We start from the raw sequence: 22,811 nt of genomic DNA on the forward strand, positions 1-22,811 counted from the left end.
AACGGCCGCCTTTTTGTTTGTGTGGGGTATAATAAATATATGGATAAGTTTGAACTGGTTTCTAAATTTAGCCCGGCGGGTGATCAACCCAAAGCCATCGCGGCCCTTACCCAAGGGGTATTGCAAGGAGTGGAGCGGCAAACCCTGCTGGGGGTAACCGGTTCCGGCAAAACCTTCACCATCGCCAATGTAATAGCTAACTTAAACCGACCCACGTTGATTTTATCCCCCAATAAAGTGTTGGCCGCGCAGCTGTATGCGGAGTTCAAGCAATTTTTCCCCAACAACGCCGTGGAATATTTTATTTCTTATTACGATTATTACCAGCCGGAAGCTTATATTCCGCAAACGGATACGTATATAGAAAAAGATTCCGCCGTTAACGAGCATATAGACAAACTGCGTTTAAAGGCCACCACCTCTTTAGTGACGCGCAAGGACGTGATTGTGGTGGCGTCCGTGTCGTGCATTTACAATATCGGTTCGCCGGACAGCTTTAGGGAAATGCGCATTTACGTAAAGAAAGGGGAGCAAATGACGCGTTCCCAATTAAGCGGGCATTTAATTAAAATCCAATACCAGCGGGATGAGTTGGAGTTTACTTCGGGCCGTTTCCGCATGCGCGGAGCGTTTACGGACATTATGACCCCATACAGCCAAAACGCCGTGCGTGTGGAAATAAATGGAAAAACGATTTCCCATATTTATGAAATACACCCCATTACCGGTGACGTGGTGGCCGAGTTGGAAGAGGCCTGGATTTACCCCGCCAAACATTTTGTGGCTACGGAAGAAGAAACGGTAAACGCCATTGCCCAAATCCGCGCGGATTTGGAAACCCGCCGGGCCGCCCTTTTGGCCCAAGGCAAAGAAATGGAAGCTTACCGCTTAAAACAGCGTACGGAATATGACATTGAAATGCTGCTGACGGCGGGATATTGTTCCGGTATAGAAAACTACTCTTTATACATGGACGGCAGAAAACCCGGGGAACGCCCGGCGTGTTTGTTGGATTATTTCCGCAAATTTGATGATTTTTTAATGGTGGTGGACGAATCCCACGTAGCTTTGCCGCAGGTGCGCGGCATGTATAACGGGGACCGCGCCCGCAAGCAAATGCTGGTGGATTTTGGCTTTCGTTTACCCACGGCTTTAGATAACCGCCCGCTTAAGTTTGATGAGTTTGAATCGCTCCTGCCGCAAAGTATTTTTGTTTCCGCCACTCCCGGCCCGTACGAATTAACCGTTTGCGGCAACCACATTGTGGAGCAGGTAATCCGCCCCACCGGCTTGGTGGACCCGCAAGTAACCGTTCACCCTACGGAAGGGCAAATCACCCATCTGACGCAAAAAATACAGGAGCACACCGCCAAAGGAGAACGGACCCTGGTGCTTGCGTTAACCAAAAAAACAGCCGAGGATTTAAGCGCTTATTTTGCCGAACACGGCGTAAAAGCCCAGTATTTGCATTCGGATTTAGAGGCCTTGGAACGGGTGGAAATACTTAAAAAATTCCGCCGCGGGGATTTTGACGTTCTGGTGGGGATTAACCTGCTGCGCGAAGGGATTGATATTCCGCAAGTGGGGCTGGTGGCTATTTTAGGGGCGGATAACGAGGGCTTTTTACGCAACACCACCACGCTTATTCAAATTTCCGGCCGTGCGGCGCGCAACGCGGGTGGGGAAGTGATTTTGTATGCTGACCGGAAAACAGATTCCATTAAATACGCCCTTACGGAAATGAACCGCCGCCGCGCTTTGCAAGAAGCATATAATAAAGAACACCATATCACGCCCAAAACCATTCAAAAAACGGAAGTGGAATTAAAAGAGTTTGAACAGCAAACTAAAACCAGCGCGTTTGGTATTTTAACGCAAAGCCTGCCTGTTCCTACCGCCAAAAACGCCAAAGCGTTGGCGGAGGACTTGGAACAGCAAATGCTGCAAGCGGCCGAAGCCCTTAACTTTGAGCTGGCCGCCGAACTGCGTGACCGCCTGTTTGAACTGCGCCAAATGCAGGTACAAAGCGCGGAAAAGAAAAAACGCGCTAAGGCAGAATAACCTGCATGTCAAAGCCGGCCAGCCGGGCCGCGCGGGGTGTTTTCCAGCGCAGTACGCCGGGACGGTAAAAAATATAATTGGTTGCTTGGTGAAAAGGTTCCGAGGCGTATTGGAAAAACCCGTTAAAGAAGGGAATAAAGTGTACCACAAAACTTTCTTCCTGAGTAAAGCGCTGGGATACGGAATACGGCTCCCAATAATCCACATGGGCCGCTCCGGCGTGAATAATAAAAAGGGCATCCGGGTATTTTTGGCGCCATTTTTTTATTATGCTTATCCAGTGTTCGTTGCGGGTTTTTAAACCCATTAATGTAGCTTGGACCGGCATGTTGTACTCTTCGCTTAATACGGTTGCTTTCATGGGGCAGCTCTCTTTTAAACCTACCCAAGAAATGCCGGCTTTTTCCAGCGGGAGAATATATTGTTTAAAAAGGGGATCTTTTTCCGGGTCAAAGCCCCATTCTTCCATAAATTCTGAAAATACAATGATTTTCTTATCCGGATGCCGCACGGCGAAGGATTTTAACGTCTCTTGCAGCGTTTGGGTAATTTGGGGATGGTGGTATTCCCCCATAAAAATATATTTTTTATCCGCCGGAATTAATTTTGCCAGGTCTTGCGCGGACAGCAAACCCGGTGTTTGTATGTTATTATTGGACAAGAAAGCATTAGCTTGTAATAATTGGCGTGAGTGTCGTTCATAAATGACGCGTTGTATCATAAACTGCTTGTTTTCTTCCAGCGTCCATCCGTTCACCATATCCATTTTGTACATCCCAATCGGTTCCTTGATGGAATAGGAACGGTTAAACATTGGGGTGAAGTAAGACGTTTCCCCAAAAGCTTTGTGTACGGCTTGGGCGCGGGAAATATTTTTTTCCAGCGCTTTTTCTATATTGCCTTGGTATTTTTTGGTTGTTTGGCGCAGGGTTTTTTCCGCTCGTTTTAAAGCCATGTGCCAGTGTTGGGCGTGCAGCGGGGAGGAAAAAAATAAAACGGCAAAACATAACAGGGAAATCTTTCTCATGTGTAAAAACTCCTCACTTGGGCAAGGGCAATATCACCTGTACGTCAAACCCGGCCATACGGGCAAATTCCGGTTTTTGCCAAATCAAGGTACCGGGCCGCAAATATTTGGCGCGGGTGACTATGTGAAATTTTTCCGTATTCAGCGGATAATCCGGCAAGTTGCCAACAAGCGGGATAAACTGCATCACAAAACTTTCCTGTGGTTTAAATGCGGTTGATACGGAGAATGGCTCCTGATAGCCTGAATGTAAACTGCCGGAATGAATAAAGAAAACCGCGTCCGGATATTTTTGCCGATATTCTTTTAATTTAGCTATCCAATGTTCGTTGCGGGCTTTAATGCCTGTCAAAGTGGCTTGGGGCGGCCAGCGTAAATCCTCCGCTACCAACAGAATTTCTTGCGGAACGACTTCTTCCAATCCAACCCACGGAATGTCATTTTTCATATACTGGCTAAATAAAATGTTAGCCGTATATTCGTTTAAATCTTGGGGAGTCATCTCTTCGTGGGCGAATTCACTGAAAACGATGATTGTTTTTTCCGGGTGCAGGCGGCTGTATTCTACCACGGTTTGCTGTATTTTAAGGCTTAAATAGTTTTCGTGGTATTCTCCCATAAATACGTATTTTTTATCTGTGGGGATTAACTTTGCCAGTTGGTGCGGTTCCATTACCGGCTGTTGCTTTAAAAAAGCGGGGAATTTGTTTTTGTTTTTAAACAGCTCCTGGCGCGTTCTTTCATACACAATGCGCTGGATTAACCATTCCCGGTTTTCGTTTAATTTCCAGCCGTCGGCATAGGCAGTCATACCGTAGGATTTTTTAAGCAAAATAAAGTTGTTGGTAAAAGTATTATTGTAGCGGCTGACTGGCTTAAAGGCTTTGTTTACGGCATTGGCGCGAGAGATGCTTTCTCGTACAGCCTTATTAATGTTACCGTTATATTGTTTGGCTGCTTTTAAAACGTTTTTTCCAGCGTGTTTCAAGGCAGTATTCCACTGTTGGGCGGACAGCGGAGTACAAAGAAAAGCAAATAAAATCAAATGAGTAAAAATAATCCAAGTTGTCTTCATATACATATTGAAATACTTTTTAATTATAAAACAAAGGGTCTTTAGTCCTATGTCTTAGGGTTTTTGAGACCTAGGGTGTCTCTTCAGCAAGGGGGCTTTAAAATTGGTAAAATATAATTATGTTAGAAACCCAAATACCCGTACAAACGGTAGAAAAAGTAATCGGGCTGGAAGTAGTGGACAGTACCAATAATGTGGCCAAAGAATTGGCCGAACAGGGGGAAGCCGCCAATACCATGGTGTTGGCTTGCCGCCAAACAAGCGGCCGCGGCCGGTTTGAACGCAGCTTCAGCGCCGAAGAAGGCGGCGTTTATTTTACCCTTATTTTACGCCCGCGCGTTTATCCCTCCCGCAACCAAAGCTTTAGCATAAAAGCGGCGCAAGCGGTAAGTGAAGCGTTAAACGCTTTGTTTCATATTAAAACCAAAATCAAAGAACCCAATGACGTGTTGGCGTGGGAACCGAACTCCCGCAGTTGGAAAAAGATTTGCGGTATTTTAATAGAAGCGTCCGCCTCGGAAACCAAGACGGACTGGATGCTGGTGGGCATTGGTATTAATGTAAATAATAAAATACCCGCCTCTTTAAAAGACAGCGCCGTCAGCTTAAAACAGCTGCTGGGGCAAGACATCATGAAAGAAGTGGTGCTGGAAGAAGTGTTGGAACATTTTTGGCGCCGTTACGCGGAGTGGGAAAGTTCCGTTTGTTAATTTAGCAGACAGTAAAAAACCCCGCCTAAAATTTAGGCGGGGTTTTTGTATGGGTTTAATTTAAAAATCCCCAATGGCTTGTTTTACTTTGACCACCAGGTCTTTGAGGACAAACGGCTTGGCGCAAAAATCTTTTACTTGCGGGAAGCCCTCAAACATTTTTTGGGATTCTACCAAAGCGGAAGTGATAATCACCGGGATAGAGCCCAGCTGCTCGTCTTCATTTAATACTTTAATGATAGAAACCCCGTCCATACCCGGCAACATTACGTCTAATAAAATTAAATTCGGGTGGAATTCTTTTATCATAGCCACCGCCTCACGTCCGCTTTGGCAGGATTTTACTTCATATCCCTCGCGCATAAGCACCAGCATCAGCAGTTCTACGATAGATGTTTCATCTTCAATAATTAAAACTCTTTTTTTCATAGCAATCACCCCATAATAACTGTAATATTTATTATACTTTTTTATATGACAAAAAAAAGTTTTGAAGCGTCCGTTTTGCCGCGCATGCGTGCGTTTTCCTCTCAATTTATTAAACGCGCAGATAGTGTACTGGTGGGGTTTTCCGGCGGGCCGGATTCGGTTTGCTTGCTTCATTTTTTAAATTATCTGTCTAAAGAAAAACATTTTGAATTAGCCGCCCTGCATGTAAATCATTCTTTGCGCGGGGCGGACGCTTTGGCGGACCAAAAGTTTTGTAAAAATTTTTGCGCCGCATTGGATATTCCTTTTTTTACTCAAAAAATTGCGGTGCGCCAATTGGCAAAAAAGTGGAATTTAAGCATAGAACACGCCGCGCGTAAAGGGCGTTACCAGGCCTTTGCCGCCGTAGCCAAAAAATGGGGGGCGAGCAAAGTGGCGCTGGGACACCATTTAGATGACCAAGCGGAAACGGTATTGCTCAATATCCTCCGCGGGACTAAAGCCAAAGGGCTTTGCGGCATTCCCGCGCGCCGGCCGCTGGCGGAGGGGGTGGAAATCATCCGCCCGCTTTTATGTGTTACCCGGGCGGAAGTGGAAGCGTATTTAAAAAACAATTTCCTTTCATTCGTGACGGACCAAACCAACTCGGACGACGCTTACACCCGTAACTGGATACGACACCGCTTGCTGCCTCTTATGAAAGAAAAACAACCCCAGATACAAGCGCATTTAGCGGCAATGGCGCAGGAATTACAAGATTTATTTGAAGGAAAAAATGCCGGCAGATAATACCCAATACCAACAAGTTTTTTCACACCTTCAAGCTTTTCCGGCCGGTGCGGAAATTTTTGCCCGCTGCCGGTTTGAAAACTGCCGTTTCCCCGGCGCCCGGCTGGATAAATTGACATTTGAAGATTGCGTTTTTTGCGGGTGCGATTTGTCTTTGGCCCGCGTGCAGGGCACAGCGTTTAAAGAAGTGCTGTTTGAAGAATGCAAAATGCAAGGCTTGCCGTTGTATAGTTGCGCGCGCTGGCTGCTGGCGGTGCGGTTTAAAAACTGTGTGATGCGTTTTGTTTCTTTTGCCAACCTGCCTCTTAAAAACACGGTTTTTGAAAATTGTGATTTAAGGGAAGCTTCTTTCTCCCATACGCTTTTGCAGAAAGCGGTTTTTTCCCGCTGTGATTTAACCCGCGCTTCTTTTGTTCGCGCGCATTTGGAACAGGCGGATTTTACCACTTCCGTGGGTTTGGCGTTAGACCCGGAAGCCAATTATTTGCGCGGGGCGCGTTTTAGCGTGTATTCCTTGCCCGGCTTGCTTGCCAAATACGGGATAGAAACAGAATAAATTCCTTATCTTTTAGCCGGAGGTTTCCGGCGCGGTTTGGTATGGCGTTTGGCGGACAGGTCTTTATAGCTCATATCGTCGCGTATGCCAAAGCGTGTGAGGCAAAAGTCATATTTTACGGGGTCATGGGGGCAAAAGCGGGCAAAAGAACGGGTAATTTCCAGGGCGGCTTTCATATCCGCTTGTTTGCGTGCCGTTAAGCCCAGCATATGTCCCAGGCGGTGCATGTGCACGTCCAGCGGAACAATCAGCTTGGCGGGAGAAATTTTTTCCCAGCCGCCGGGGTCCACCTCATCTTGGCGCACCATCCAGCGCAAAAATAAATTAAGACGTTTTAAAGCGGAGTTTTTGTCCGGATCCGGCACTAAGGAGGATATTTCCCCTCCGCGGCGCAGCTGCCTGGCAAACGCGCGCAGAGCGGGCAGGATGTTTTCCTCCTCTGTTTTATAGTAGTGCAAAAAACAGTCTTCCAGGGTGCTGTATTTCTCCAATATGTATTTGATATTTACCAGCAGTGCGCAGAGTTCCCGGGAGGTGGTAAAGCGGTATTTAAAGCCGGAAAATGTTTTTTTAAAATCCGCGGTGCAGTGTTGGGTAATAAAGGCATAAGGACCGCCTGGCATTGCGGACAGCAGGGCTTGCACGTTTTTAATGATTTGTTTTACATTTCCATAAGCAAAACAGGCCCCCAGCAAGGCGGCAATTTCGCGGTCCTTTAGGTCTGGGTATTCGTAGAGAAATTGAAGAGGGTCCGGCGTAGCCAGCGCGCGTTTATTATAACGTTTATACAGACGGTCAAAAAAGGCCTTGTCTTTTTGCATAACTAAATTCTACCAATTTGATAACATATGTATTATGAGTTTAAGCAAAGTGCTGGGGCTGGCTTATTTAAATAACCTGCCGGTGGCGGATTTAACTTTTGATTCCAAGGCTGTCCGGCCGGGGGCTGTCTTTTTTGCGTTAAAAGGTTCCCGGGTGGACGGCAATTTATTTATTGAAGACGCCGTTTCCCGCGGGGCGGTGATGGTGGTTTCTTCACAGCCCGCCGCCAAAGATTACGGGGTATTATATTACCAGTCAGACGATATAGAGCGGGACATGGCGGATGCCGCCTGCGAATTTTACCAACGCCCTTCCGACCGTTTAAAAATAATAGGCATTACCGGCACAAAAGGGAAAACTTCCATCGCTTATTTGGTGGAAAGCGTACTGACGCATGCGGGGAAAAAAGTCAGCGCGCTGGGTACGGTAAATTACCGCATCAACGGCAAAGTGCAATGCACCGCCCCCAATACTACGCCGGCGGCGCTTCCCTTGTTTAAGCTGATGCACAAAATGGTGCTTAAAGAAAGCGAGTTCTTGGTAATGGAGGTTTCCTCCCACGCGCTGGACCAAAAACGCGTGCGCCGTATTGATTTTGATACTGCCGTATTTACCAATTTACAACGGGACCATTTGGATTATCACCTTACGTTTGAAAATTATTTTCAGGCCAAACGCAAATTATTTGAAAACCTGACCAGCCTGCAAAACCCCAAATCCGGCCGCTGCGCCGTTATTAACGCGGATGACGAGTACGGACGTCGTCTAATTCAAGAGGTGCAAAACAGAGCGCAAGTGCTTACTTACGGGTTGGAAAATTCCGCCGATTTTATTGCCGAAAACATACAAGAATCTTTAGACGGCACCACATTTACCGTTAACGGGCGGCTTTGTAAAATTCATTTATTGGGGCGGCATAATGTGTATAACGCTTTAGCGGCGTATGCCGTATGCGTGCGGCAGGGGCTGGACCCTGAAACCGTGATAGAAGGATTAGCCGCGTTGCCCGGGGTGCCGGGCCGTATGGAACGGGTGCGCGGCGGGCAAGATTTTTACGTGTTTGTGGATTTCGCTTATACGGATGAAGCCCTTAACCGCGCTTTTGATACGGTGGAACACTTTAAAAAGGGGCGTATTATTACCGTGTTTGGCTGCGGCGGCGAGCGGGACCGAACCAAACGCCCGCTGATGGGGGCAACCGCCTGCAAACGAAGCGATTTGGTCTTTATCACGAATGACAACCCCCGGCGCGAAGATCCGCAGCAAATTTTTGCCGATATTTTACAAGGAACAAAAGGGTATTCCAATTTTGTGGTGGAGCCGGACCGCGCCCAGGCCATTTGCCGCGCGTTGGACGCCGCCCAAAAGGACGATGTGGTTATTATTGCCGGCAAGGGGCATGAGGAACAGCAAATTATTGGCGCGGAAAAAAAACATTTTTCAGACAAAGAAACCGTGCTGGCATATTTAGGAAGCAAAAACCGTGTTTCATAAGAATAAATATAAAAAAGCGTGTGTGATTGGCATTGGCCGCAGCGGGCGCGCCGCCGCCGTGCTGCTTAAAAAACAAGGTTTTGACGTATTAATCAGCGAAGAATCATTTATAGAGCATGCCGATTCTTTTAATCTTCCCTCCGGCGTTTTGGTGGAAACGGGCGGACATACCAAAGCGGTTTTTGAAAGTGATTTTATTGTAAAAAGCCCCGGTATTTTCCCGGCAAGCCCCGTGTTGCTGGAATGTAAAAAAAGGGGAATTCCCGTCTTTAGCGAGTTGGAAACCGCCCTGGCTTTTGCCCCTAAGGGCATTACCGTTTTTGCCGTTACCGGCACAAACGGCAAAACCACCACCACCGCTTTATTGGGTGAAATTTTGGACGAACATTGCCGGCGGGAAGGAAAAGGCCGCCAAACCTATGTATCCGGCAATATCGGCACGCCGGTTTCCAGCGTGGTGCAACAGCTTAAAAAGGGGGATTTTTTAATAATAGAAGTGTCCAGCTATCAGCTGGAAGACAGTACATACTTCCGCCCTAAATACGCCTGTATTCTAAATGTAACGCCGGACCATTTGGACCATCACGGCGGAATGAAAAATTATATTAAAGCCAAAGCCAAAGTGTTTAAAAACCAGCGGGAAGGCGATGTGTTGGTGTTAAACGGGGCGGACGCGGCCTGCGCGCAAATATCCGGCAAGGCAAAAGGGGAGTTGCTGGCTTTTTCCACCCATCCCAACCATTTATTGAAAACCGATGTGTTTTTTGACGGAGACGAAATCATCTTTAGCGAAGGACACCAACTGCGCCCGCCGCATTTAAAAGGAATTCACAATGTGGAAAACGCCATGGCCGCCGCCTTAATGGCTTTTGCGGCCGGGGTGGCTCCCGCTACCGTGCAAGCGGTTTTTGAGCGCTTCCACGCCATGGAACATCGTATTGAACAATTTGCCCACCACGGCGGCGTGGTGTATGTAAACGATTCCAAAGCCACTAATGTGGATTCTACCGTTACCGCTTTAAAATCATTTGATAAAAACCGCAATATATGGCTTATTTTGGGCGGGCGTGACAAAGGGGCTTCTTACGCGCCGTTAATTCCGCTGTTGCGGGAGCGCTGCAAACGGATTTTATCTATTGGGGAAGCCATGGATAAAATAGACGGTGAGTTGGGAAAACTTTTCCCCATTACGCGCTGCTGGGACTTGCCCCGCGCGGTGGACTATGCTTTTGAAAACGCCGTCAGGGGAGATATTGTGCTTCTTTCCCCGGCGTGCGCCTCTTTTGACCAGTTTAAAGATTTTGAGGAGCGCGGCCGCGTGTTTAAACAACTGGTTAATACGCGCATTTTCGCTTCCCGTATGGATGGCAAGAAAAAATAATTTCTAAGAAATAAACGGCAAATAAAAACCCCCGCTTAACGGCGGGGGTTTTAAATTATTTGCTGTAAGCCATACAACAGTTGCCCAGCAGGCAGTCTTTACAAGTGCCTGGCTTTTTGTGTTCACGCAAAGCGTCCACAATTTTGCGGGCAAAGTCCGTCAGGGTGGGGTCCCGCGCGCCCAACACAAGAATCACATCCCCCGGTTGGGCGCTGGCGGCAATATCGGCCAGCAGGCGTTCACGGCAGGAATCATATGTTACTTTTACGCCCCGTGCGCGCAGTCCTTCGTAAATGGTTTGGCAGCTTACGCCCGGGGGGATTGTGCCGCCGGGGTAGTATACTTCCGTCAGCCACAGGTGGTCGTCCGTGCCGATGTGTTTGGCAAAACTTTCCACAAACTCTGGCGCCAGTAATTTAACGGAAGCAAAAGCATGGGGTTGGTAAAAAGCCAAAACCCGTTTTCCGCGCAGGTGGGCGGCGTCTATCGTGGCTCCCAATTTGTGCGGGTTGTGGGCAAAATCATCAATTACTTCTATTTTATTGTACGTTCCCACGCTGGCAAAGCGCCGCGCGATGCCCGTAAATTTATTTAAAGCTTTGGCGCAGGTTTCCAAATCAACGCCCATTTCCAAGGCGGCGGCTACCGCCGCGGTGGCGTTGGCCACGTTATGCAGCCCCGGAATATGCAGGCGGAATTCCTGCCCGTTAATCGTAAAGTCGGAACCAAAGCCGTCTGCTTTAATGGCGGAGGGATGTATGTCCCCGCGGGTAAGGCCAAAGGTTTTGGCGTCTCCGGCAATTGCCGTCAGGTTGGGCTCTTCGGCATTGATAATGGCTTTTTTGCAGTGGCTGATAAATTGTTTAAAGTAGCCTTGCAAGACGTCAATTTCTTTGTGGTCTTTTTGCAAATTTAAGCAAATGCCCAAATGCGGGCGGTATTGCACGATAGAGCCGTCGCTCTCGTCTGCCTCAATAACCAGGATGTCGCTGTCTCCTTTGTATACATTGCCAAAAACGCCTTGGTCTTTTTGTAAGGAAAGAATGGCAGCCCCCGTGATGACAGACGGGCTTAACCCCGCAAAAGCCAAAATATCGTATACCATGGCGGTGGTGGTGCTTTTGCCGCTGGTGCCGGATACGGCAATGGTGCGGTGCTCTCCCACGTGTTTGGCAAGAAGGTCTGAACGGTGGATAATTTTAATACCCAGCTTTTTGGCTTTTTTAATTTCCGGGTTGTCTTCTTCTATGGCGGAAGAAAGAACCACCAGTTCGGTTGTTTCGTCAATGCCGCTTCCGTCTTGAGGGAATAGGGCTATGTTTAATTTTTTTAAATAATCCCAAAGGGCCAAATCCGTATATCCCTTGCTGATTAGGCGGTCAGAACCGGTTACGGTGTCTTTTCCCATCGCGTGCAGCTGCGCCAAGGCGCTCATACCCACGCCGCCAATTCCTACGAAGTGAATTTTCATTTTTGCTTTTCCTTAAGTTTAAATTTAGCGTAATCAGACATGGTGTAGAAGCCCGCTTCTCTCTGCATAAGCCACAGGGCGATATGCAGGGCGGAATCGGCAAACAAATCCCGGTTTAAGGCTTTGTGCTCCAGGGTGATTGCGTCCAACGCACAGCCAAAAGTAACGCGGTGCGTACCTACGGTTTCCCCTATGCGTTCATAGGTTACCTTTTCCCAAGGCTGGTGAAGGGCGTCCGCCAGTTTTTTAGCGGTGCCGCTGGGGGCGTCCTTCTTATGCACGTGGTGTATTTCGTGCATGGCAATTTCATAACCCGGGAACATGCGCGCGGCGGTTTTGGCCAGTTCGGTAAAGAAATACACGCTCAGGCTTACGTTCGGCGCGTAGAACACGGGGATTTTATCTTCTTCCTGCATTTGGAAAAGGAAAGTTTCCGGCAAGTTGGTGGTGCCGGTTAAAAAGGGTTTTTTCTTCTCTCGCGCCAGGTAGAAAGCTTCCTGCGCTCCTTGCGGGGAGGAAAAATCAATCACGCAGTCAAACCGTGCGGGCAGCGCGTCCCCCGCTTCGTGCAAAGCGGCCACGCTAAGGCCCAAGGAAGGCGTACTTTCTATAATGCGGGCCATGGCTTGCCCCATTTTTCCCTTGCCGCCGTTTATTAAAATGGATTTCATTAAAATTTCTCCAAGAGCAGTTCCACAATTTGCCGTGCGTTCATGGCGGCTCCTTTTAACAGGTTGTCAAAGGTGATAAAGTAGTGGATGATATTGGGTTCATATAAATCCCGGCGCAGGCGGCAGGCATAGGTGGTTTCCTGGCCGCTGGCTTGTTTGGGGGTGATGATGTCGTCCGTATATTTTAAATTGGGGAAGGCGTTCATAAGTTTTTTAATTTCGTCCAAATCGGCTGGTTTGTCCAGCTTGACGGTTACGCCTAAGGAGTGGGAATTTTCCACCGCTACGCGCACTGTATGCGGATAGACTTTTACATGCGGCAGGTCTAAAATTTTGCGGGTTTCAAAAATGCCTTTTAGTTCCTCGCTGGTATAACCGTTAGGCTGTATGGAGCCTATTTGCGGCACGCAGTTGTTGGCGTATAAAGAGCCGGGGGTGTGAAAGTCTTCCAGCAGTTTTTTCCCGCCGCCGCTGATGGCTTGGTAAGAACAAAAGAAAATTTCCGAAGGCGTATAATGCCCGCGCAGGGCGGCCAGCGTCATTACTAAGCCGGTGGTGGTGCAGTTGGGGCTGGCGATGAGGCGCGTGTCTGCGGTAATGGTTTGGGGATTGATTTCCGGTATTACCAGGGGAACGTCTTTCTCCAAGCGAAATTCGGAAGACATATCCACTATAAAACGCACTTTGTCTTTTAATTGTTGCGCCAATATGCGTGAGTCCGGGTTATCCGTACACAATACGGCTATATCCAGGGGAGTAATGTCGTCTTTTCTGCCAAAAGTTTTGGTTTCAAACGGGGTTTTGATTTTTTGAAATTCGGCCAGCAGTTTTTGCCCTACCATGCCGTTAATGCCAATAATACCTACGGTTTTCATGAAGAGTCCTCTTAAATAAAAAGATTGGCGTCTGCTTTTTCAAGCAAAGCGTCTATTTTGCTTTTGGTTTCTTTTGCTATCGGGCCCAAAGGCAGGCGCACCGTTTCCCCGCACACGTTCAAACGCGCCAGGATGTATTTTACGCAAGTGGGGTTGGTTTCAAGATAACACGCTTTAATAAGCGGATAAAGCGGTTTGTAAATTTCCCACGCTTTTTGCGTGTCACCCTTCTGGAAAGCTTTGTATACGGCTACGAACGCCGGGGCAAAGATGTTTGCCGCCGCACTGATGATGCCGCTGGCCCCAATAGAAAGGAAAGACAGGAACATATCGTCATTTCCGCACAGATAGTTTACTGTATCCGCGTGTTTGACGGCAAAATCCGTTACCGCGGCCATATCGTAATCTGATTCTTTCACCGCGCGGATTTGGGGCACCTGCTCCAGCAATTGGTTCATCACCGCGGCAGGCACTTTTAAGCCGGTTCTGCCCGGAATGTGATACAGCACAATGGGCATACCCAGCTGGGCAACCGCCTGATAATGGGCGATGAGCCCGGCCGGATTGGGTTTATTGTAGTAAGGGGTTACTACCAAAACGCCGTCCGGCTTGTAACCCAACGCCATGCGGGTGTTTTCCAGCGTGGTTACCGTGTTGTTTGTGCCGGTGCCAATGATGATTTTTACCCGTCCGTTAATTTTATTTACGGCAAAATCCAATAAATCTTGTTTTTCTTTTGCGGTCATGGTGGCCGCTTCCGCGGTGGTTCCCAGCAGAACCAGTCCGTCCACTCCGGCTTTTATTTGCGTTTCCAGCAAAGCCCCTAAGGCGGGGTAATCAATATTGCCGTTTGCGTCAAACGGCGTAATGAGCGCGGTATAAACCCCGGTAAACATAAACCCTCCTCCGTGCGACAGCGCGGGTTTTTAAAATTTGGATAAAAATATTCTAGCAATTTAAATTGTATAATGAATTAAGATTTTACCGGAGAGGATTTTTATGACCATGAATACCGAAGATTGGAAAGACGCTTTTCCCACGTCTCCCAACCAAGATAAATTAGAAAAAACCTGGGAAAAGCGCTTGCTGGAAAATGAACAGACAGCGTCTACTTTAGGGCTTCCCGCCCCGTTAAAGCCGCAGCCTTTGCCTATTCCGCAGGATGCGGCGCATCCGTCCCGTTTGCAAGAAAAAGAGAATACCCCGCAGCAAAAGCCGTCCTCCCAGCCTCATAAAGGGGTTTCGTTCTCCGGGCGCAGTTTTTGGAGCACGCTTTTACTGTTGGCGTTTGTGGTTTCTTCCGTTTGCGGGGTTATGCTGGTGTTAAAGCCCGGCGTTTCCTGCCCGGAAGTGAAAGACACGGCTGAAAAAACGGCTTTGGTGGGAAATTTAAACAAAAAAGCCCAACCGGGCATTGCTTGGATAAAAATCCGCGGGGTTATCGCGGAAAGCAATGACTCCAGCCCTTTTTCCCGCAACCAAGGGGCTTCCGCTATTGCCAAAAGCATTCGTTCCGCGGCGGCGGATAAAAACGTAAAAGCCATCGTGTTGGATATCAATTCCCCCGGGGGGACGGTCGCTTCCGTTCAAAATATTTACGGGGAATTGCAAAAAGCCAAGCAACAGGGTAAAAAAATTGTGGCGCTGTTTCGCGATGTGGCAGCCAGCGGCGGATTCTATGTGGCTATGGCCGCGGATAAAATTGTGGCCGAGCCCGGTACGATTACCGGTTCCGTGGGGGTTATTATGCAAACCAGCAATTTGGAAGGCTTGTTTGATAAGCTGGGCATTAAAATAACGCCTATTACTTCCGGAAAATATAAAGATATGGGTTCTTATGCCCGCCCGATGACTGAAGCTGAAAAAGCGTTGCTTCAGGATATGGTAAGCGAGACGTACGGCCAATTTTTTGCCGCCGTCAAAGCCGGGCGTCCCAATGTGAAGCCAGAGGATTTAACCGAATATACCGACGGCCGCGTATTTACCGGCGAACGGGCTTATAAACTGGGCTTTATTGATAAATTGGGCGGGGAAGAGGAAGCCCGCCTGCTGGCCGGGGAATTGGCGGGGTTGGAAGACCCTAAAATCCTCACCCAGCGCGGAGAGGGATTAAGAGAGTTCTTCTTCTCTTTGGGCAGCGGTATGGACAGCCGCGCCCTGGCTAAACAGCTGGAAAGCCTTACCACCCCCAGCGTATCTTATTTGTGGATGAACTAGAGGCCTTATGCACCATTTGTTACAAGCCTACTTTCTATATATGAAAGACCCGCGGGAAGGATTGGAACGTTTGTTTGCTTCCCGCGCGTATGGGGCGGCTTTGCTGGGGTACTTGGCGGCCGCACTGTCTACTGTATGTATTTTTAACGCGGGGGACGGCATTGGCCTGTTTTCTTTCCTGTTTAAAACCGCTGTTTGGTTTGTAACGGAAATTTTGTTGGGTGTGGTCATGTCTTCCTGCGCGGCCTTGTTTTTGGATTTTTCCGGAAAGAAGGCTTCCCCTGCGGAACTGTTCATTTTAATAGGAACGGCCGGCTTTATTAAAGGGCTGTTGATCGCCGCCAGCGTAATCGCTTTGGCGGCACCGGCGGTGTCCTTTATTGTGCCGCTGATGGTGCTGGCCGTTTTAGGGCTGCAGTTAGGGTATTTGCTTCGCAACATCAGCCGTATGTGGCAAGTAGGTGGCTGGCGGGCATGCGGAGCCGTGTTCTTTTGCGCGGTACCTTCCGTTGTGGGTGCGGCGCTGGCCGGGATATTTTTCATTTGGGGTTTGGTTTTGCTGTTTTAATGGGTTTTGTCTCCCATGTTATCCCGCCGCGGAAACGGCGGGATATTTTTTGCATAAAATACCAAACAAAAGAAAAATTGTTTATGGTATAATATACTTACCGGTAGGTAGACCACAAACCGGCGGTTTTATTATGAAACAAAACGAACATCCAAAAACAGACAAACAAGACCGGGAGCGGCGCATGCGCCACGCCATTAAAAAAGCGGCTTTTTTTCTAATGGCGGAAAAAGGGATTGACCAAGTATCCATGCGTGAAATTGCCGAAAAGGTAAAAGTAACCAAGCCGGTATTGTATTATTATTTTAAAAACAAAGAGGACCTTTGCCGCAGCATCGTAGACGAGCACGAGGAGCGTTTTTTTGCCATGATGGAAGACGCCTACTCCAAGGGGCATAATTTAGAGGAAGTGTTAAATTTATTATTGCAGGCGCACATGGAATTTTTCCGAAAAAGCCCGGTAAACTCTAAATTTGTCATGCAAATGATTGCTTATACTCTTAACCGCAAATTCCCGGCGGAGCAAAGAAGACCTTTGCCTGAAGTTGTATTAGGGAAATACTTAGCCCAAAAGGAAGGGGTGCATCATTTGCCCGCCGGAGCGGCGCAGGATATCAGCCGGTTAATTTCCGCCTTGTTTTTTAAGGTAATGCTCAATGCCTATGTGAATACTTATGTTCACGGGGGCGCTGTTCCCGCCACATATGACGAAGAAGTCATTTCCCGCACCGTGCGGATCATTTTATTAGGTGTTAAAAGATATTATGAAGATAAGAAAAAATAATGTGAAAAAATGGGTTGCCGCGGCTGTACTGGCCGCCGGTTATGCGCCAATGTGTTTTGGCGCGATGGCCCCCACACCAGCGTCTAACTTATTTGCGGAACAAGACGTGGGCGGGGAGAAGATTACCATTTCCGATGCCATTAAAATGGCTTTGTCGGACAGTTATCAGGTAATTGACGCCGAAAAGCTGAAAGCCATTTATGAAGAACAATTGTCGGAGGCCCGCTCAGGCTATTATCCTAAATTATCTTTAGACGCTTCTTATTCCCGCGCCATTAAAAAAGCGCAGTTTGCCATTGGCGGCGGGGCCATGATGGAAGTGGGCAAAAACAATACTTATGCGGCGGGGCTGAATTTAAGCCAGGTGTTATGGAGCGGCGGACAAATCCGCGGGGGAGTAAATTTAGCCAAAGTAGGAGCGCAGGAGGGGGTGTATAATTTAAAGCACGTGCGCGATTTGGTGACCCAGCAGGTAGTTAAATTCTGCTATGACATTATTTACGCTTCCGCCTATATCCGCGTGCAGGAAGAATATTTAAAAATCGCCAAACAGCATTTGGCGGAAACCCAAGCCAAATATAAACAGGGTTTAGCCAGCAGTTTGGACGTGCTCACCCAAAAAGTAAAGGTGGAAAATATTGAACCTACCGTTATTCAAGCCAAGAAAAACTTTGAATTGGGCAACTTGTATTTGCGTCAAATTTTAAACAGAGACCCGGAAGACAAAATTTATCTTACCTGGTCCCGCAAGGATTTAACGCTTCCACAAGTTCCTTCTTTGGATGTGTTGTATCAAAAAGCCATGGAATACCGCCCGGAGCTGATTCTGTCTAGATTGGCGGTGGACGCGGCGCATTACAACATAAATATCGCCAAAGCCGGACATATGCCGGTATTGGCTTTAAATGCGGATTATACATATAACGGATTGACGGAACAGGGTTTTCCCAATGAAAAGCAAGACCGCTATTGGTCTTCCACCGCCGGCGTAACGCTGAGCATTCCGCTTTTTGAAGGGTTTAAGGTCAGCTCACAAGTGGCACAGAAAGAATTGGCGTACGAGCAGGCCGTAGCCGCTTATCAAAATAAACTCAAAAATGTGCGTATTCAAGTAAAAGAAGCGTGGCTGAATTTGGACGAAGCCCGCAACCGCATAGAAGCCACCAAAGGGGTGGTGGAGCAGGCGCGTGAAAACTTGGAAGCGCAAATGAAACGTTACCGTGCGGGTTTAACCAGCCAGCTGGAGTTAAACGACGCTATTGCCAACGTGAACGATTCCGACTTGCAATACGTGCAAGCCGTGTATGACGGCGCGATCGCGCTTTCTGATTTGAAATTTGCCGTAGGGGTAGAGGTTGAACTGTATGAAAAAGAAAACAAGTAAAAAAATTCAAATAGTTATTGTCTTATTGATGATAGCCATGGCGGCGTTTGTGTTTTTAAAACCTAAGGCGGGTTCCCCGATGGATGCGGTGGCCTTGGACGTTTTTGCCGTGCGCCCGGAAACGGTGCAAAAGCGGGATTTAAAACACCAGCTTTTAATGTCCGGCAGTATTAAGGCGTGGGAAGAAGCCACCTTGTACCCCCGTGTGGAAGGGAAGTTGTTGCAAAACTTGCTGCGCGAAGGGGATTCTGTAAAGAAAAACCAAACCGTCTCTTTGATTGAGCGCGATGAAGTGGGCGCCGTGTATGAACCGGTGGTCGTTCCGTCTACCTTAACGGGGGTCATCGGCCGGGTGTATTTGGACCCGGGCGCAAACGTAACCATTTCCACCCCGGTGGCTTTGGTGGTTAACCAAGAACGCGTGCGCGTAGCGGTGGACATACCGGAACGCTACATCGGGGAAATTTATAAAGGCCAGCCGGCCACCCTGCGTATTGACGCTTTGCCCGGCAAAGAATTTGAAGCCCGCCTGCAAATCATCAGCCCGGTGGTGGACGCCAACAGCCGCGCGGTAGCGGTGGAATTCTGGGCCGATAACCCCAGAGACATCTTAAAATCCGGTATGTTTGCCAAAGTGGATATTACACTGGCGGAAAAGAAAAACGCCGTTTCCATTGCCAAGAAGAGCCTGTATACCGAAAACGGCGAAAGCTATGTATTTGTTCCCGCTTCTGACGGGAAGACCGCCCAGAAGAAAGCGGTAACAGTGGGTTTTGAAAATACCAATTATTTGGAAATTACCGAAGGCCTGAAGGAAGGGGACGTTATTTTAGAATTTGCCTACGGTCTGCAGGATGGAAGCAAGATTGATATGGGTAAATAAAGCGGGGTTATATGGAAGAAGAAAAACAAAACGCAGCGCAGCAACAGCCTGCCGGCCCGGCTAAAAAAGGCGGGTTAACGTCTATCTTTATTCACCGCCCGGTAGCCACTATTATGATGTGTGTGGCCGTGGTGGTATTGGGGCTAATGTCTTATTCCGGCATGGGCGTGGGGATGTTCCCCAATATTGACGTGCCCTATGTATTGGTGCAGACCACCTTGGCCGGCGCCAATCCGGAAGAGGTAGAAACCTCTATTACCAAAGTAATTGAAGAATCCGTCAACCAGGTGGAAGGGATTGATGAAATTAAATCCCAAAGCATGGAAGGGGCGTCTTTGGTCAGCATTAAGTTTGACATGGACAAAGACCGCGACGTGGCCGCCCAAGAAGTGCGCGATAAAGTGGAGCTGATTAAAAACGATCTCCCGGAAGGAACGGAAGCCCCTATCGTGCAGAAACTGGATATGGACGCTATTGCCGTATTAAACGTAGTGGTGTCCGGCGACCGCGATATTGTGGACTTAACCGAAGTAGCCAAAAAGAAAGTAAAAGAAAACATTGAGAACATCCGCGGTGTGGGTTCTGTAAACATCGTGGGCGGACGCGAACGCGAAATTCACGTCATCGTCAATCCGTTTAAACTGTTTGCTTTGAACTTGCCTATCAGCGACGTATCCCGAGCCCTGTCCGAGCAGAATGTGGAAATTCCCGGCGGGCGCGTGGAACAGCAGCACCAGGAATACAACTTGCGTATTTTGGGCCGTATCCCCACGGTAGAGGCTTTTAATGACGTGTTTATTGCCAAACGCAAAGGCGCGTCCATCAAAATTTCCGATATCGGCTACGCGGAAGATTCCGGCGAATACGAACGCGAATCCACTTGGCTGAATAAGCGCCGTTCTGTTACGTTGGAAGTGACCAAACAGTCCGGTACCAACACGCTGGCGGTGGTGCAAGGGGTAAAAGACAAGCTGGATTTAATTAAGCCCACGCTGCCCAAAGACATCAGCATTTCACTTATGATGGACCAATCCGGCAACATTAAAGCTTCCGTGCACACGGTGCTGGAACACTTGGTGCTGGGCGGTTTCTTGGCGGGGGTCATGGTGCTTATTTTCATGGGGTCTTTGCGCTCCACGTTTATTTCATTCTTGGCTATGCCTATTTCCATCATCGGTTCGTTCATTTTTATGAAAATGAGCGGTTTTACCATTGATACCATGACGCTGTTGGGTTTAACCGTAGCCGTAGGTATCGTGATTGACGACGCCATCGTGATGTTGGAAAACATTTTCCGCCATATGGAAAAATACGGCAAAACCCCTATGCGCGCCGCGTTGGACGGTTCGCGTGAAATTACTTCTACGGTTGTGGCCACCACGCTTTCCATTTTGGTTATCTTCTTGCCGTTGGCGTATATGAGCGGTATTATCGGCCGCGTGGTAAACAGCTACGGTATGACGGTGGTGTTCGCTATCGCCTTGTCCGGGGTGGTGGCGCTTACGTTGACGCCTATGCTTTGCGCCAAAATGTTAAAACAGGGGCAGGGCAAAACCAAACTGGACCATGTGGTAGACGGCGTAAATAAAAAATTGGTGGATTGGTACATCCCGCTGTTAGACTGGTCTATCCACCACCGTAAAATCATGGTGGCAGTGGCGGTGTTCTGTATAGCCATGCTTTTCCCCATGCTGGCTAAAGTAGGGGGGGAATTTATCCCGGTGGACGACAGCGGTAAGGTGCAAGTAACCGTGGAAGCCCCTGTGGGTACCAGCTACAGCGATACCTTGGATATTTTGCGCCAAATTGAAAAAGATATTTTACGCTTGCCGCATGTAAAAGACACGTTGGTAGTGGCCGGGGTGGGCAGCAACAGCTTTGCCGACTCTAACCCCGCCAACAAAGGCTATGTCCGCTATGAATTGGAAGACCGTGAAAAACGCGAAGGGTTAACCACCAACGATTATTTGGAAGTAACCCGCCAAATGATGAAAAAATACAAAGGCCTGCAAACCACTTCTTATATTGTGAGTGACGGTCCTTCCGCGGGTTCTTATGAAATCCAGTACGTGCTTTCCGGCCCGGATTTGGACCAGCTTGCCAATTATGGTAACACCATGATTGCCCAGCTTTCCAAAGATCCCCGGTTTATTGATTTGGACTTGTCTTTGGACTTGTCCAAACCGGAATACCGCGTAGTCATCAACCGTGACAAAGCCTATAATATGGGTGTTAAAGTGTCTGATATCGCTTCGGCGCTGCGCACCATGGTGGGCGGCGAGGACGACATCACCAAATATAAAGAAGGGGATGATTTGTACGAAGTCCGCGTGCGCGTGGGCGAGGAATACCGCGACACCAAAGAAGCTATTGCCGCTTTGATGATTCCGGCTGATAACGGCGATGACGATATCGTGCGTTTGGACTCGGTAGCCACTATTGAGGAAGGCACCGGCCCCAGCCAGATTGACCGCTTTAACCGCCAGCGCCAGGTAACCGTACAGGCCAACCTGAACGGGATTGACCAGCGCAGCGCTTTGGCTATTATAGAGAAGGCTTTCAAGGATCTGCACGCCGGGGTGGAATATACCGGAGGTGTAACGGGGGCTTCTCAAGAAATGGGCAAGATGTTCATGTCCTTCTTAATGGCTTTCTTCTTGGCCTTCTTGTTTAAATACATGATTTTGGCCGCCCAGTTTGAAAGCTATACCCACCCGGTGGCCATTATTGTGTCTTTGCCGCTGACGGTTCCTTTTGCCGTACTTTCGCTGTTGCTTACTGGGCAAACCATGAATATATATAGTTTGCTGGGTATATTCATGTTGGTGGGCGTAGTCAGCAAAAACGCTATTTTGCAAACGGACTATACCAACCAGCTGCGTGCCCGCGGCTATGGCCGTACGGAAGCCATTTTGCAGGCCAACCGCGTCCGCTTGCGCCCTATTTTGATGACCACGCTCACCCTGATTATGGGTGTGGCCCCGATGATTATTTCCAACGGGGCAGGCGCGGAGGAACGCCGCAGTTTGGCCATCGTTATTGTGGGCGGGCAGGCGCTGTCCTTATTGGTTACCCTGCTGATGACGCCTGTAACCTATATTCTGTTGGACGAATTTGGTGATTGGCTGAACCTGAAGCTTTTTGGCATTCCGATACCAGAAGACAAAAATAAGGATGTGATTTTGTCAGAAGTACCGCCAGAAGAGGATTAACCTCTTGGAAAAACAGTCTAAAGCCGGGTTTACTATAAACCCGGCTTTTTTATTGTAGGCGGAAGATAGTGGAAGTTTTCGTTTTAGGACTACTGTTTTTACACTCGCTTTGTGGGGTTCTCTTTTTGCAACGCTTTTTGTCTGCAAAAGAGGGAACAAAAAAGCTATAAAAGAACACATGGTTTGATTATATTTTACAGATAGTTTGATTATTTCGGGCAAAATAAATTTAAAATGTTAAACAAATGAGCAATGTTTTCATTAATACATTCTTAATAAAACCCTGTTTTTAATACGGATTTCTTATAATATTCTATTTCATTGGGTACATACACATTAACTCTGAGAACAAAGCATTATCCCCCTATTTCCGACCTTTGTTTCGGTTTTGTATCAATTATG

At 48.2% G+C, this 22,811-nt stretch carries 20 protein-coding genes; 12 read left to right on the forward strand and 8 right to left on the reverse strand.

Features of this window, described 5'->3' with window-relative positions; translation table 11 throughout:
• Positions 1–39 precede the first annotated feature (39 nt).
• Complete coding sequence (gene uvrB, locus ACQY33_RS01755) at positions 40–2,061, forward strand: excinuclease ABC subunit UvrB (RefSeq protein ID WP_428073439.1); 2,022 nt, start codon at positions 40–42, stop codon at positions 2,059–2,061.
• Here the strand turns inward: uvrB and ACQY33_RS01760 are convergent.
• Positions 2,048–3,088: a hypothetical protein gene (locus ACQY33_RS01760; protein WP_428073440.1), complete on the reverse strand. Its 1,041-nt coding sequence runs from the start codon at positions 3,086–3,088 to the stop codon at positions 2,048–2,050. The genes uvrB and ACQY33_RS01760 overlap by 14 nt on opposite strands.
• Positions 3,089–3,101: 13 nt before the next feature.
• Positions 3,102–4,163: a hypothetical protein gene (locus ACQY33_RS01765; RefSeq protein ID WP_428073441.1), complete on the reverse strand. Its 1,062-nt coding sequence runs from the start codon at positions 4,161–4,163 to the stop codon at positions 3,102–3,104.
• 119 nt (positions 4,164–4,282) lie between these two features.
• Here ACQY33_RS01765 and ACQY33_RS01770 point away from each other — a divergent pair, with 119 nt between their 5' ends.
• Entirely contained in the window at positions 4,283–4,873 is a 591-nt protein-coding gene (locus ACQY33_RS01770) for a biotin--[acetyl-CoA-carboxylase] ligase (protein ID WP_428073442.1), read from the forward strand.
• A gap of 60 nt (positions 4,874–4,933) precedes the next feature.
• Here ACQY33_RS01770 and ACQY33_RS01775 read toward each other — a convergent pair whose 3' ends face one another.
• Positions 4,934–5,302 (reverse strand): response regulator, encoded by a 369-nt coding sequence (locus ACQY33_RS01775; protein WP_428073443.1) that lies wholly within the window; start codon positions 5,300–5,302, stop codon positions 4,934–4,936.
• Between the two features lie 45 nt (positions 5,303–5,347).
• Here ACQY33_RS01775 and tilS point away from each other — a divergent pair, with 45 nt between their 5' ends.
• Positions 5,348–6,091: a tRNA lysidine(34) synthetase TilS gene (gene tilS / locus ACQY33_RS01780; RefSeq protein ID WP_428073444.1), complete on the forward strand. Its 744-nt coding sequence runs from the start codon at positions 5,348–5,350 to the stop codon at positions 6,089–6,091.
• Positions 6,078–6,647: a pentapeptide repeat-containing protein gene (locus ACQY33_RS01785; protein ID WP_428073445.1), complete on the forward strand. Its 570-nt coding sequence runs from the start codon at positions 6,078–6,080 to the stop codon at positions 6,645–6,647. The genes tilS and ACQY33_RS01785 overlap by 14 nt, the downstream gene beginning before the upstream one ends.
• Positions 6,648–6,652: 5 nt before the next feature.
• Here ACQY33_RS01785 and ACQY33_RS01790 read toward each other — a convergent pair whose 3' ends face one another.
• On the reverse strand, positions 6,653–7,468 hold the full coding sequence (locus ACQY33_RS01790; protein ID WP_428073446.1) for a TIGR02757 family protein: 816 nt from the start codon (positions 7,466–7,468) through the stop codon (positions 6,653–6,655).
• Positions 7,469–7,502: 34 nt separating this feature from the next.
• Between ACQY33_RS01790 and ACQY33_RS01795 the strand changes: the two genes are divergently transcribed.
• Both ACQY33_RS01795 and murD read left to right on the forward strand, forming a co-directional pair.
• Positions 7,503–8,963 carry a UDP-N-acetylmuramoyl-L-alanyl-D-glutamate--2,6-diaminopimelate ligase gene (locus tag ACQY33_RS01795; RefSeq protein ID WP_428073447.1) on the forward strand — a complete coding sequence of 487 codons (1,461 nt, stop codon included), beginning with the start codon at positions 7,503–7,505 and terminating at the stop codon, positions 8,961–8,963.
• Positions 8,953–10,344 (forward strand): UDP-N-acetylmuramoyl-L-alanine--D-glutamate ligase, encoded by a 1,392-nt coding sequence (gene murD, locus ACQY33_RS01800; RefSeq protein ID WP_428073448.1) that lies wholly within the window; start codon positions 8,953–8,955, stop codon positions 10,342–10,344. The genes ACQY33_RS01795 and murD overlap by 11 nt, the downstream gene beginning before the upstream one ends.
• Positions 10,345–10,399: 55 nt before the next feature.
• Here the strand turns inward: murD and ACQY33_RS01805 are convergent, their stop codons facing one another.
• From ACQY33_RS01805 to dapA, 4 genes are read right to left on the reverse strand one after another with little or no spacing between them, the layout of a single operon-like run.
• Positions 10,400–11,815, reverse strand: coding sequence for a UDP-N-acetylmuramate--L-alanine ligase (locus ACQY33_RS01805; RefSeq protein ID WP_428073449.1), 1,416 nt, complete (start codon positions 11,813–11,815; stop codon positions 10,400–10,402).
• Complete coding sequence (locus ACQY33_RS01810) at positions 11,812–12,486, reverse strand: 4-hydroxy-tetrahydrodipicolinate reductase (RefSeq protein WP_428073450.1); 675 nt, start codon at positions 12,484–12,486, stop codon at positions 11,812–11,814. Before ACQY33_RS01810 ends, ACQY33_RS01805 begins: the two co-directional genes overlap by 4 nt.
• Positions 12,486–13,361 (reverse strand): aspartate-semialdehyde dehydrogenase, encoded by an 876-nt coding sequence (locus tag ACQY33_RS01815; protein ID WP_428073451.1) that lies wholly within the window; start codon positions 13,359–13,361, stop codon positions 12,486–12,488. Before ACQY33_RS01815 ends, ACQY33_RS01810 begins: the two co-directional genes overlap by 1 nt.
• Positions 13,362–13,372: 11 nt before the next feature.
• Entirely contained in the window at positions 13,373–14,257 is an 885-nt protein-coding gene (gene dapA / locus ACQY33_RS01820) for a 4-hydroxy-tetrahydrodipicolinate synthase (RefSeq protein WP_428073452.1), read from the reverse strand.
• Between the two features lie 103 nt (positions 14,258–14,360).
• On the opposite strand from dapA, the gene sppA reads away from it, so the two are divergent.
• The 6 genes from sppA to ACQY33_RS01850 all read left to right on the forward strand — a co-directional run bounded on the left by sppA (position 14,361) and on the right by ACQY33_RS01850 (position 22,409).
• Positions 14,361–15,578: a signal peptide peptidase SppA gene (sppA, locus tag ACQY33_RS01825; protein WP_428073453.1), complete on the forward strand. Its 1,218-nt coding sequence runs from the start codon at positions 14,361–14,363 to the stop codon at positions 15,576–15,578.
• A gap of 7 nt (positions 15,579–15,585) precedes the next feature.
• Entirely contained in the window at positions 15,586–16,146 is a 561-nt protein-coding gene (locus tag ACQY33_RS01830) for a hypothetical protein (protein WP_428073454.1), read from the forward strand.
• Between the two features lie 133 nt (positions 16,147–16,279).
• Positions 16,280–16,930, forward strand: coding sequence for a TetR/AcrR family transcriptional regulator (locus ACQY33_RS01835; RefSeq protein ID WP_428073455.1), 651 nt, complete (start codon positions 16,280–16,282; stop codon positions 16,928–16,930).
• On the forward strand, positions 16,911–18,314 hold the full coding sequence (locus ACQY33_RS01840) for a TolC family protein (RefSeq protein ID WP_428073456.1): 1,404 nt from the start codon (positions 16,911–16,913) through the stop codon (positions 18,312–18,314). Before ACQY33_RS01835 ends, ACQY33_RS01840 begins: the two co-directional genes overlap by 20 nt.
• The gene (locus ACQY33_RS01845; RefSeq protein ID WP_428073457.1) at positions 18,295–19,197 is read left to right on the forward strand and encodes an efflux RND transporter periplasmic adaptor subunit; all 903 of its coding nucleotides are present in this window, start codon (positions 18,295–18,297) and stop codon (positions 19,195–19,197) included. Before ACQY33_RS01840 ends, ACQY33_RS01845 begins: the two co-directional genes overlap by 20 nt.
• An 11-nt stretch (positions 19,198–19,208) precedes the next feature.
• Complete coding sequence (locus ACQY33_RS01850) at positions 19,209–22,409, forward strand: efflux RND transporter permease subunit (protein WP_428073458.1); 3,201 nt, start codon at positions 19,209–19,211, stop codon at positions 22,407–22,409.
• Positions 22,410–22,811: the final 402 nt, after the last annotated feature.

Source organism: Candidatus Avelusimicrobium aviculae (assembly GCF_949292495.1).
GTDB lineage: Bacteria > Elusimicrobiota > Elusimicrobia > Elusimicrobiales > Elusimicrobiaceae > Avelusimicrobium > Avelusimicrobium aviculae.